Raw genomic sequence first — 11514 nt, 5'->3', positions numbered from 1 at the left:
GCCGTGCCCGCCGCCGCCGATGATCACCACGTCGTAGCTGGACTGCAGCTGGGCGCGCCGCCATGCCGGCTCCCACGTCTTGTGGTGCTTCAAGCCGTTCTTGAGAAGGCTCCACCACGAGTAGGTCTGGCCCTGCATTTGTTGACTCCTGGGATAGGTCCGAATGGGGGCCATTCTTCGGTCGCGGGGCCTGCCGCGATTGTTGGAGGGCGACCTGTACTTGTCGCGCTGCGACAAGGCGTCCATGTCGCCTGCAGACAAGCCGGGGCTGCCCAATGCGACACCGATAATCCCGGCCGGCATGGAGGGAGCAGGCAATGGGGCATGAAGACGCCGCGGCGGACGCGCGCAAGTGGGTGACGGGTTGGACGGGCTCGGCGCAGGGGCCTTATCCCGCCGGCAGCCCGCTGGCGCAGCCGGACCTGCGCTTTGCCTTCCCGTCGCCCGCGCAGGGCGCGCGCGACCAGAGCTTCAGGCTCATCGTCCGGCCGGACCTGTGGGGGCCGCGCGCGCGGCTGCGCCTGAGCAATGCCTTTGGCACGCAGCCCGTGCGCTTTGCCGACGTGCACGTGGGCCTGCAGCTTGGCGGCGCCACGCTGGTGGCCGGCAGCAACCGGCGCGTGACTTTCAAAGGCACGGATGGCGTGACGCTGCCGCCGGGCGAGTCCGCCTGGAGCGACCCGGTGCCGCTGCCCTTCGTGGACGGCTTGCCTCCCGCGCTGCTGGAGGGCCGCAAGCTGGCGGTGAGCTTTCATGTCGAAGGGGACAGCGGGCCCATGACCTGGCACGCCAAGGCGCTGCAGATGTCCTACCTGACGCCGCCGGGCGCGGGCGCCCAGGGCGCCCGCGAGGACGAGCTGGCCTTTCCCTTCACCAGCGCGTCCTGGTACTTCCTGGACGCGGTGGACATGTGGATGGAGGCGGGCACGCGCTTGATCGTGGCCTTGGGCGACTCCATCACCGACGGCAGCGGCTCCACGCTCAACGGCGACGACCGCTGGCCGGACGTGCTCTCGCGCCGCCTGCACGCCGCCTTCGGCCAGCGCGTGGGCATCGTCAACGCCGGCATAGGCAGCAACCAGGTGGTTGGGCCGGCGAGTTGGTCGCCATGGAGCCCGACGGCCGGCGGCGCCTCGGCCGTGGAGCGGCTGGAGCGGGACGTGATCGGCCTCTCCGGCGTGTCCACCGTGATCTGGCTGGAAGGCACCAACGATTTCAGCCGCAACGGCAACGCCAGCGTGGAGGCGGTGACCGCCGGTTTCTGCGAGGGCGTGCGCCGCCTGCGCGCGGCCCTCCCGGGCGTGCGCGTGCTGGGCGCGACGCTGGTGCCCGCGCTGGGCAGCACCGCGGCCGCGCACGGGCACCGCGAGCAGGACGACAAGCGCCGAGCGCTCAACGATTTCATTCGCGGCGCGGGCCTGTTCGACGCCGTGCTGGACTTCGAGGCCGTGACGCTGGACGAGGCCAGCGGGCGCATGAAGGAGGCCTTCGTCCCCGACGGCACCGTGGGCGGGCCCGGCGACGGGTTGAATCCCAATCGGGCCGGCTATGTGGCGATGGCGGGCTCCATAGACCTGGGCCTGCTGGCGCCATAAGGCCGCGCCCGCTTGCACCGAAGGGAACTTCAACGCAATCCCCTGGTCGGACAGCGTTTCAACTCACGGCGTCCGCCTTCGGGACGCGCTTATGGAAGTCGCCATACTCGTCGCCCTCATCGTGCTCAACGGCCTGTTCGCCATGTCCGAGATCGCTCTCGTGACGGCCCGCAAGGCCAGGCTGCAGAAGCTCATCGATGAGGGCGACCACGCCGCCGCCGCGGCGGTCAAGCTCGGGGAAGATCCGACCCGTTTCCTCTCCGCCATCCAGATCGGCATCACTTCCATCGGCGTGCTCAACGGCATCGTCGGCGAAGCGGCACTGGCCCAGCCGCTGGCGGCCTGGCTCATGGAGCTGGGCGTGGCCGACCCCTACGCGGGTTACGGCGCCACCGGCCTGGTGGTCGTGCTCATCACCTACTTCTCCATCGTCGTGGGCGAGCTGGTGCCCAAGCGCCTGGGGCAGTCGCATCCCGAAACCCTGGCGCGGCTGGTGGCGCGGCCCATTGACGCGCTGGCCGTGGCCGCCAAGCCCTTCGTGAAGCTGCTGACCATCTCGACGCAGGCCCTGCTGAAATTGCTGGGCGTCAAGGACGGCAACAGCAACGCCGTCACCGCCGAGGAGATCCACGCCATGCTGGCCGAGGGCACGAGCGCTGGCGTGATCGAGGCGCACGAGCAGGCCATGGTGCGCAACGTCTTCCGGCTGGACGACAGGCAGATCGGCTCGCTCATGGTGCCGCGCGCCGGCGTCGTGGCGCTGGACCTCAACGAATCGTTCGAAACGCAACTGGCGCTCATCGAGCAGTCCGACCACGCGCGCTTTCCCGTCGTCAAGGGCAGCTTTGACGAGGTGCTGGGCGTGGTGAACGCGCGCCAGTGGCTGTCGCGCGCCCTGCAGGGCGGCTCGCGCAAGCTGGCCGAGCAGCCCCTGCAGCCGCCGCTTTATGTGCCCGAGACCGTGACGGGCATGGAGCTGCTGGACAACTTCCGCTCGTCGCAGGTGCAGATGGCCTTCGTCATCGACGAGTACGGCCAGATCCAGGGCATCGTGACGCTGCAGGACTTGATCGAAGCCATCACCGGCGAATTCCAGCCGCGCGATCCGGCCACCGCCTGGGCCGTGCAGCGCAAGGACGGCTCCTGGCTGCTGGACGGCCACATCCCCGTGCCCGAGCTCAAGGACAGGCTGGCGCTGGAGTCGGTGCCGGAGGAGGAGCGCGGGCGCTACCACACGCTCAGCGGCATGATCATGCTGCTCACCGGCAGGTTGCCCAAGTTGGGCGACCTGGTGGAGTGGAGCGGCTGGCGCTTCGAGATCGTGGACATGGACGACAAGATCATCGACAAGGTGCTCGCCAGCCGGCCCGCCGGCGTGGAGGCCGAACTGGCGTCCGGCCCGGCCTGAGGCCCGGCGCCCCGCTCGCCGCAGGGCTCAGGCCGGGGCCTCGGCGGGTTCGGCTGCTGCGGGCTCATAGGCCGCCTCCAGCAGGCCCAGCGGCTCCCCCGACGCCGCGCTGGCCCGCCCGCGCCGCAGGGCGCTGGCCGGGTAACCGAACACCTCGCGAAAGCGCCTGGAGAAGTTCGCGCCGTCGCTGAAGCCGCACTCCAGCGCGATCTGCGAGATCTGCAGCCGCGTGTGCTCGGTCAACCAATGCGCGTGGCGCAGCCGCAGGCGCACCGAGAAGTCGTGCGGGCTCAGGCCTATGGCCTCGCGGAAGCGCCGCTCCAGGTGGCGCAGGCTCATGTTGACGTTGCGCGCCACCTCCGACAGCGGCATGGGGCTGGACAGGCTTTGCTCCATCAGCCAGATGGCCTGGCGCACGCGCGGGTCGTCCGTGCGCTCGGCGAAGCTGGGCTGCGGCTGGGGCGTGCGCGCGGGCAGGGCGCCTTCCTCCAGCATGATGCGCAGCGCCTTGGAGGCCGCCGCCTTGCCGCAGTGGCGCTCTATCAGCCAGGCCGCCAGGTGCACGACGCTGGTGCCGCCAGCGCAGGTGAGGCGGTCGCGGTCCACCACGAACATCTCGTGCGACTCGGCCTGCAGCGTGGGGAAGTCGCGTATGAAATCCTGGTGGTGGAACCAGCTCACGCACACGCGGCGGTCCTGCAGCAGCCCGGCGCGTGCCAGGACGAAGGAGCCCGTGCACAGCCCAACCAGCGGCACCGCGCGCGAGGCCGCCAGGCGCAGGAACTCCAGCGTCGCCTTGGCCAGCCGCCTGGTGCCCTGCAGCAGCCCGCCCACGACCACGATGTAGTCGAAGGCCGCCGGGTCGCCGAAGCGCGCCGTGGGCATGAGCTCCACGCCGTTGCTGGCCACCACCGGGCGTAGCTCCTCGGCCAGCACGCTCCAGCGGCAGTGGATGGGGCGGCTGCGGTCGCCCTCGTCCGCCGCCAAGCGCAGCGCGTCCACGAAGCCGGAGAACGCCACCATGGTGAAGCCGGGCATGAGCACGAAGCCCACGTTCAGCGGCGGCCGGCCGGCCGGGGCGTTGCCGCCTTCCGCGGCGCCGTCCCGCAGCCCCGGTGCCTCAGCACTCGACGATGTTGACCGCAAGTCCGCCACGGGCTGTTTCCTTGTACTTGGTGAGCATGTCGGCGCCGGTTTCGCGCATGGTCTTGATGACCTTGTCCAGGCTCACGTGGTGCGTGCCGTCGCCGCGCAGCGCCATGCGCGCGGCGTTGAGCGCCTTCACCGAGGCAATCGCGTTGCGCTCGATGCACGGGATCTGCACCAGCCCGCCCACGGGGTCGCAGGTCAGGCCCAGGTGGTGCTCCATGCCGATCTCGGCGGCGTTCTCCACCTGCGCGGGCGTGCCGCCCATCACGGCGCACAGTGCGCCCGCGGCCATGGAGCAGGCCACGCCGACCTCGCCCTGGCAGCCCACCTCGGCGCCGGAGATGCTGGCGTTTTCCTTGTAGAGCAGGCCGATGGCGCCGGCGGTGAGCAGGAAGTCCGCCACGCCCGCGGCGTTGGCACCCGCAACGAAGCGCACGTAGTAGTGCAGCACCGCGGGGATGATGCCGGCCGCGCCGTTGGTGGGCGCCGTGACCACGCGGCCGCCGGCGGCGTTTTCCTCGTTGACGGCCAGCGCGTAGAGGTTGACCCAGTCCATCACCAGCAGCGGGTCGCCGATGGCGGCCTCGGCGCGCTCCTTCAGGTGCGCATGCAGCGAGGCGGCGCGGCGCTTGACCTTGAAGCCGCCGGGCAGGATGCCCTCGGTGGCGCAGCCGCGCGCCACGCACTGCTGCATCACGCTCCAGATGCGCGCCAGGCCCGCGTCGATCTCCTCGTCCGTGCGCCAGTGGCGCTCGTTGCGCCGCATGAGCTGCGCAATGCTGCAGTTCAGCTCCTTGGTCAGGTTGAGCAGTTGCGCGCCGGTGCGAAAGGGAAACTCCACGGCCGGCGGTGCCTTCATCAGCACGGGCGTGAGGCTGCCGTCGGCCGCCGCTTCCTGGCCGACCACGAAGCCGCCGCCCACCGAGTAGTACTCGCGCCGGTCCAACTCCACGCCCGCGGCGTTGAACGCCGTGCACGCCATGCCGTTGGCGTGAAAGGGCAGCGACTTCCTGCGGTGAAAGAGCAGGTCGCGCCGCTCGTCAAAGGCGATGTCGTGCCTGCCGTCCAGCAGCAGCCGCCCCGTGCTCCTCACCTGCTCCAGCAGGGCGGGCACCGCGTCCACGTCCACGCTGTCGGGCTCATGCCCCTGCAGCCCCAGCAGCACCGCCTTGTCGCTGCCGTGGCCGCGGCCCGTGGCGCCCAGGGAGCCGTAAAGCTGCACCTCGATGCGCTCGCAACGCTCCAGCACGCCCAGGGAATCCAGCCGCTGCACGAACATGCGCGCGGCCTTCATGGGGCCCACGGTGTGCGAGCTGGAAGGGCCGATGCCTATCTTGAACAGGTCGAAAACGCTGATGCTCATGCGGGTTCCTGCGGTTGGGCGTTGACTCGTTGGGCCCCGCGCGCGCCGTGCTCAGCGCCGCTGCGGCGTGCGGTGTCCAAGGTCTTGGGCCTCCTGGCGAGATTGCGAAAACCCTCGGCGCGTGCGCGGCGGGGCATGGGGTCCACTGTCGGAAATGTCCGCAGGAGCGACTTGTCCTGTTCCGACATGCCTTTGCCGTACTGCGCCGAAGGCGCAAGGCGTAGCTGTTCTTATATACAGGCGCCCGTGCCGCCTCTGCCGCACCGCCTGCGCCCCGGCGCCCCCATTGCGATGGACTTCATCGTGATTTCGTACACGGCATGCGAAAAGGGGATTGACATCGACGCAGTGAAGGAGGCGTGTCGTTGGCGCACCCTATGGCCTGTTGCAGGTTGGGTACGAACAACCCACCTGTGGTTGCAACCAGCGCTGTATGCGCATACAGTAGCCCGCAGGAGGTTCCCATGAGCAGGTTTCAACCGAGCGTCACCACCCAAAGCTTTCGCGAGCACTACCGTCCCGCCAGCCGGCGCGTTCCGGTCTGGTTGCAGCGGGTGTGGTATTGGCTTTGAGCCTATGAATCCAGCCCGGCGCGCGGGCTGGAGGCCGAGTCGCCCGTGGTCTCGGCCCGCAGCTTGGGCAGGAATTGCGGGTACTCGCGCTGCATGAATTCCAGCAGCGCCTCGCGCACGTGGCAGCGCAGGTCCCAGGCCTGGCCGCTGTTGGCGGCGGTCACCAGGGCGCGCAGCTGCACGGCACGGTCACCGGCTTCCGTGACCTGCAGCAGGCAAAAGCGCCTGTCCCACAGCGGGGTGGCTTCGCAGGCGCGTTTGAGCTCATCGCGCAGCGGCTGCAGCGGCATGCGGTAGTCCACCCAGATGAAGACGGTGCCGATCAGCGTGGAGGTGCTGCGCGTCCAGTTCTGGAACGGCTTTTCCACCCAGTACTGCAGCGGCACCACGAGGCGGCGCTCGTCCCAGATGCGCACCACCACGTAGGCGCCGGTGATCTCCTCGATCACGCCCCATTCGCCTTCGACCACCACCACGTCGTCCAGCCGTATGGGCTGGGTCAGGCCGATTTGCAGGCCGGCGATGAGGTTGCCCAGCACCGGCCGCGCCGCGAAGCCGGCGATGATGCCCACGATGCCGGCCGAGGCCAGCAGGCTGGCGCCGACCTGGCGCACGCCGGGCAGCGTCATCAGCATCAGCGCGCCGCCTATGACGCCCACCAAGCCGGAGAGCGTGCGCGAGAGCACGCGGGCCTGCGTGTGTATGCGCCGGGCGTTCAGGTTGTCCGCCACCGTCACCGGGTGTGCCGCGATCACCGCGCGGCCAAAGGCATTGATGCCGCTCACCAGCAGCCAGCTCACGGCGCCTATGAGCAGCATGCCGGTGATGCGCTGCACCGGCGTGAGCCCGGGCAGCGCGGCCGGCGCGGCCTGCCAGGTCAGATTCAGCGCCACCGTGCGCAGCACCAGCCGCGCCGGCCGGCGGGCGGCGTCGGCCAGGGCCGAGGCCGTGGCGTGGCCGCGCACGGCGCGGCGTATCAGCCGCTGGCCGACGTAAAAGACGAGCTCCGCCACCAGCAGCGCCAGCAGTGCCGCGCCCAGGGTGTAAAGCCATTCATCTAGCGGGGAAGGAAGCCAGTCGCGCATGCGGCGCCGTGAGGGCAGGTCCCGTGCCTGTGGTGGATGAGATCCGCGGTCTCAGCGCCGCCTGGTCGAGCCCGCGTGCTCGCGCTGCGCGCTGCGCCGCTCCTGCCACAGCGAGGCGCCGAACACCGCCATGCCGCCCAGCGCCAGCACCACGCCCACCCAGGCCGTGGAGGTCCAGCCCAGCCCGGCCGCGATGGCCACGCCGCCCAACCAGGCGCCCAACGCGTTGGCGATGTTGAAGGCCGAGTGGTTCAGCGCGGCCGAGAGCGTCTGCGCCTCGCCCGCCACGTCCATCAGCCGTATCTGCAGCGCCGGGGCGATGGCGACGATGGTGCCGATCAGGAACACGCCAATGGCCGCCGTCACCGCCTCGCCGGCCGCGAAGGCAAAGCCGCCCAACACCACCGCGTTCCACACCAGCAGCCCCGCGATGGTCCCGTGCAGCGACTTGTCCGCCAGCCGCGAGCCCACCAGGTTGCCCACCACCATGCCCGTGCCGAACAGCGCCAGCATGAAGGGCATGGCCTCCAACGACAGGCCGGCCACTTCGATCAGCGTCGGCTTGATGTAGCTGAACACCGAGAACATGCCGCCGAAGCCGATGGCGCCAATGCCCAGCGTCAGCCACACCTGCGGCCGGCCCAGCGCGCCCAGCTCGCGCAAGGGGCTGGCCCCGTGCGGCACGGGCAGCTCAGGCACGCCGCGCCGTATCAGCAGGCAGGCCAGCGCCGCGATGGCGCCCACCAGGATGAACGCCGCCCGCCAGCCCAGGTGCTGGCCCAGCCAGGCCGCGATGGGCACGCCCACCAGCGTCGCGCTGGTCAGCCCTGACATCACCAGCCCCACCGCGCTGGCGCGACGGTCCGGCGGCGCCAGCGAGGCGGCCACCAGGGCCGCCACGCCGAAATAGGTGCCGTGCGGCAGCCCGGCCATGAAGCGCAGCAGGTTGAGCGACAGGTAGCCCGGGGCCAGCGCACTGGCGAAATTGCCCGCCGCGAACAGCGCCATGAGCACCAGCAGCAGCGCCCGCCGCGGCCAGCCGGCCGCCAGCACGGCCAGCACCGGCGCGCCTATCACCACGCCCAGCGCATAGGCGCTGATCACGTGCCCCGCCTGCGGAATGCTCACCCCCAGGTCCCGCGCCACCTCCGGCAGCAGGCCCATGATCACGAACTCGCCCGTGCCGATGGCGAAGCCGCCCACGCCCAGCGCCAGCACCGAGGGCCAGAAGGCCCGCCTGCGCTGCGCGGCCGCCGTCTCGGCAACGGTCGGAGGAGAAATCAGCGGCTGTGTGGCGCTCATGGTCGGGGGCCTTGCGGGAAGTCTGGAAACAGGAACGCCCGCCGCGAGAACCGCTGCGGGCGTCCGAAAAATTGTGCTGCAGTGCAGCAAAAGCTTGCTGCCCAAGGGTTTCTACCGACGCAGGGGCGAGTCCAAAAGCGGCACGTGGCCTTGGCCAACGGGCGTCAAGGCCGCCCGCCGGATGGAAGGTCCGCAGGCTCTACGGGTTGTCCCGTGGTGAGGGTGCTCTGCAAGCAGACTAACATGTTAGCCAGAACACAGCTTCAACTCACCACCCATGCCCACCCGAGCCGTGCGCGCCAACGGCGCCGCGCCCAGCCTGCGCATGCAGGCCTATGAAAACTTCAGGCAGCAGATCCTGCAGGCCAACATCCGGCCGGGGCAGTTCGTGTCGCAGCGCGAGCTGATGCAGTTGCTGGACATGCCCTTGGGCGCCGTGCGCGAGCTCATCCCGCGCCTGGAGGCGGAAGGGCTGCTGCGCACCGTGCCGCAGCGCGGGCTGCAGATCGCCAACGTGGACGTCAAGCTGATCAAGAACGCCTTCGGCCTGCGCCGCGTGCTGGAGCGCCATGCGGCCGAGCATTTCTGCGCGACGGCCTCGGACGCTGACCTGGACGCCCTGGAGGAAGCCCATTGGGCCCTGGTGCGCCGCGCGCTGCGCGACGGCATCGACGAGCAACTGCTCACCGACGCCACCACCGTGGACTGGGGCCTGCACGACCTCATGATCGACGCGCTGGGCAACGAGCTGATCTCCGACGCCTACCGCATCAACAGCCTGCGCGTGCGCCTCATACGCCTGGAGGGCGCCACGCTGTCCGCCGACGTGCTGCTGCTGGCGCTGCGCGAGCACCTGTGGTTTTTGCAGGCGCTCAAGGCGCGTGACGCGCAGGCCGTGGCCGAGCGCATCGACCTGCACATCACCAGCGCGCTGCACCGCGTGCTGGGCCTGCCGCGGCCTGCCATCGCCTTCCGGCTGGAAGACCACCCGCAGCGCCTGCAAGACCTCCACGACACCGAACCCACCGAGAACACCGAGGACGCCTGACCGTGACGCAAGCAGTACCGGGGCGCGCCCCCCAAGCCCCGCGCGGCGACGGCCCCGCGGACGTCGTGTGCATCGCCAGCTGGAACGTGGACCTCGTGAGCCGCGTGCCGCGCCCGCCCGCGCGCGGCGAGACGCTGATGGCCGACGCCTTCGACATCAGCCCCGGCGGCAAGGGCTCCAATGCCGCCGTCGCCTGCGCCCGCCAGGGCGCGCACGTGGCGCTGGTGGCCCGCATCGGCGACGACGATTTCGGCCGCATGGGCCTGGCGCTGTGGGGCGGCGAGGGCATCAGCGCCCGCCACGTGGTGACGGCGCCGGGCGAGCGCAGCGGCGTGGCGCAGATCTTCATTTACCTGGACGGCGACAACAGCATCGCCGTCGCGCCCGGTGCGGGGGCGGGGCTGGCGGCAGCGGACGTGGAAGCCGCCAGCGCCACCATCGCCGCCGCCCGCGTGGTCATCGCCTCCTGCGAAGTGCCCTTCGAAGCGACGCTGGCGGCCTTTCGCATCGCCCGCGCCCACGGCGTGCGCACGCTGTTCAACCCCGCGCCGGCGCGGGCGCTGCCGGCCGGGCTGCTGGCGCTGGCCGACGTGGTCACCCCCAACGAGACCGAGCTGCTGGCGCTGGCGGACCTGGAGGACGGCGCCTCGCCGGACGCCGCCGCGCAGGCGCTGCTGGCGCGCGGCGTGGGCGCCGTGGTCGCCACGCTGGGCAGCGCCGGCTGCCGGCTGTGGAGCGCGGACGGCGCGGGCCACGCCGTGCCTGGCTGGCGCATGGCGTCCGTGGCCGACACCGTGGGCGCCGGCGACACCTTCACCGGCGCCCTGGCCGCGGCCCTGGCCCGCGGCGAGCCGCTGCCCGCCGCCATGGCCTGCGCCAACGCGGCGGCGGCGCTGTCCGTCACCGCCCACGGCGCCACCACCGGCATGCCCACGCTGGCGTCCACGCGCACGCTGCTGGCGACCCGGCCAAGCGCCTGACGCTGGCGCCCGCACCCGTTTCTTCTTTTGACCCATTCACGGCGGGCCGCGGCCTGCCACGGAGCACCCCATGTCACGACCCATAGAGGGCATCATTCCCGTCATGCTCACGCCCTTCGATGAGGACAACCGCATCGACTACGGCGGGCTGGAGCGGCTGATCGAGTGGTATCTGGCGCAGGGCGCCGACGCGCTTTTCGCCGTCGCGCAGTCCAGCGAGATGCAGTTCCTGAGCCTGGAGGAGCGCGCGGCGCTGGGCCGCTTCGTGGTGCAGCGCGTGGCGGGCCGCGTGCCGGTGGTCGTCTCCGGCCACGTCAGCGACGACCCGCATGGCCAGGTGCAGGAACTCACCGCCGCCGCCGACACCGGCGCCGACGCCGTGGTGCTGGTCAGCAACCACCTGGACCCGCACGCCAAAGGGACTGAGACTTTCCTCGGCAACTTGAAATGGCTGCTGGAGAAGCTGCCCAAGGACGTGCCGCTGGGCCTGTACGAGTGTCCGGCCCCTTACCGCCGGCTGCTGTCGGACGCCGAGCTCAGCGCCTGCCTGGACACCGGCCGCTTCGCGCTGCTCAAGGACGTCTCCTGCCACCTGCCCACCGTGCAGCGCCGCGTGAAGATGGCCGAGGGCTCGACGCTGGCCGTGGTCAACGCCAACGCCGCCATTGCCTACGACGCCATGAAATCCGGCTCGCGCGGTTTCACGGGCGTGTTCACCAATTTCCACCCCGACCTCTACAAATGGCTGCGCGTGTCCGGCGCCCAATATCCCGAGCTGGCCGAGGAAGTGAATAACTTCCTGGTGATTACCGCCGTGAGCGAATCCATGGGTTATCCGGCCCTGGCCAAGCTGTATCACCAGCGCCTGGGCACTTTCAAATCCATGCGCTGCCGCGCGGTGACCTACGACATTCGCGAGAAATTCTGGGCGCTGGACGAAGTGCTGGACAAGATCATGGCCGGCACGCAGGCCATGCGGCAAAAGATTGCCGCCCTGCCCAAGGCGGCTTGA

The 11514-nt window shown here is 70.5% G+C and carries 9 protein-coding genes; 5 read left to right on the top strand and 4 right to left on the bottom strand.

Annotation, left to right across the window (positions count from 1 at the left end; translation table 11 throughout):
- The first annotated feature begins 317 nt into the window (after positions 1-317).
- Both SM757_RS30325 and SM757_RS30320 read left to right on the top strand, forming a co-directional pair.
- Complete coding sequence (locus tag SM757_RS30325; RefSeq protein ID WP_322468196.1) at positions 318-1595, top strand: GDSL-type esterase/lipase family protein; 1278 nt, start codon at positions 318-320, stop codon at positions 1593-1595.
- 91 nt (positions 1596-1686) lie between these two features.
- Positions 1687-3003 carry a hemolysin family protein gene (locus SM757_RS30320; RefSeq protein WP_066343375.1) on the top strand — a complete coding sequence of 439 codons (1317 nt, stop codon included), beginning with the start codon at positions 1687-1689 and terminating at the stop codon, positions 3001-3003.
- Positions 3004-3030: 27 nt separating this feature from the next.
- Here the strand turns inward: SM757_RS30320 and SM757_RS30315 are convergent, their stop codons facing one another.
- The 4 genes from SM757_RS30315 to SM757_RS30300 all read right to left on the bottom strand — a co-directional run bounded on the left by SM757_RS30315 (position 3031) and on the right by SM757_RS30300 (position 8474).
- Positions 3031-4158: a GlxA family transcriptional regulator gene (locus SM757_RS30315; RefSeq protein ID WP_322468195.1), complete on the bottom strand. Its 1128-nt coding sequence runs from the start codon at positions 4156-4158 to the stop codon at positions 3031-3033.
- The gene (locus SM757_RS30310) at positions 4124-5515 is read right to left on the bottom strand and encodes an L-serine ammonia-lyase (RefSeq protein ID WP_322468194.1); all 1392 of its coding nucleotides are present in this window, start codon (positions 5513-5515) and stop codon (positions 4124-4126) included. Before SM757_RS30310 ends, SM757_RS30315 begins: the two co-directional genes overlap by 35 nt.
- Before the next feature lie 574 nt (positions 5516-6089).
- Positions 6090-7172, bottom strand: coding sequence for a mechanosensitive ion channel family protein (locus SM757_RS30305; protein WP_066342074.1), 1083 nt, complete (start codon positions 7170-7172; stop codon positions 6090-6092).
- 51 nt (positions 7173-7223) lie between these two features.
- On the bottom strand, positions 7224-8474 hold the full coding sequence (locus SM757_RS30300; protein WP_322468193.1) for an MFS transporter: 1251 nt from the start codon (positions 8472-8474) through the stop codon (positions 7224-7226).
- A 277-nt stretch (positions 8475-8751) separates the two neighbouring features.
- On the opposite strand from SM757_RS30300, the gene SM757_RS30295 reads away from it, so the two are divergent.
- From SM757_RS30295 to SM757_RS30285, 3 genes are all read left to right on the top strand, one after another.
- Complete coding sequence (locus SM757_RS30295; protein ID WP_322468192.1) at positions 8752-9522, top strand: GntR family transcriptional regulator; 771 nt, start codon at positions 8752-8754, stop codon at positions 9520-9522.
- Positions 9523-9524: 2 nt separating this feature from the next.
- Positions 9525-10502 (top strand): ribokinase, encoded by a 978-nt coding sequence (locus SM757_RS30290; RefSeq protein WP_322468191.1) that lies wholly within the window; start codon positions 9525-9527, stop codon positions 10500-10502.
- Positions 10503-10572: 70 nt separating this feature from the next.
- Positions 10573-11514 carry a dihydrodipicolinate synthase family protein gene (locus tag SM757_RS30285; RefSeq protein ID WP_322468190.1) on the top strand — a complete coding sequence of 314 codons (942 nt, stop codon included), beginning with the start codon at positions 10573-10575 and terminating at the stop codon, positions 11512-11514.

Origin of the sequence: Azohydromonas lata (assembly GCF_034427735.1) — a bacterium.
Lineage (GTDB): Bacteria > Pseudomonadota > Gammaproteobacteria > Burkholderiales > Burkholderiaceae_C > Azohydromonas > Azohydromonas lata.
The sequence above is the reverse complement of the archived record's forward strand: the minus strand, read 5'-3'. Positions and strand labels throughout refer to the sequence as shown.

Bases quoted from the DNA above. Each gene is read 5' to 3' on its own strand.
- SM757_RS30325 (WP_322468196.1), top strand. From the start codon at position 318: ATGGGGCATGAAGACGCCGCGGCGGACGCGCGCAAGTGGGTGACGGGT.
- SM757_RS30320 (WP_066343375.1), top strand. From the start codon at position 1,687: ATGGAAGTCGCCATACTCGTCGCCCTCATCGTGCTCAACGGCCTGTTC.
- SM757_RS30310 (WP_322468194.1), bottom strand. From the start codon at position 5,515: ATGAGCATCAGCGTTTTCGACCTGTTCAAGATAGGCATCGGCCCTTCC.
- SM757_RS30305 (WP_066342074.1), bottom strand. From the start codon at position 7,172: ATGCGCGACTGGCTTCCTTCCCCGCTAGATGAATGGCTTTACACCCTG.
- SM757_RS30300 (WP_322468193.1), bottom strand. From the start codon at position 8,474: ATGAGCGCCACACAGCCGCTGATTTCTCCTCCGACCGTTGCCGAGACG.
- SM757_RS30295 (WP_322468192.1), top strand. From the start codon at position 8,752: ATGCCCACCCGAGCCGTGCGCGCCAACGGCGCCGCGCCCAGCCTGCGC.
- SM757_RS30285 (WP_322468190.1), top strand. From the start codon at position 10,573: ATGTCACGACCCATAGAGGGCATCATTCCCGTCATGCTCACGCCCTTC.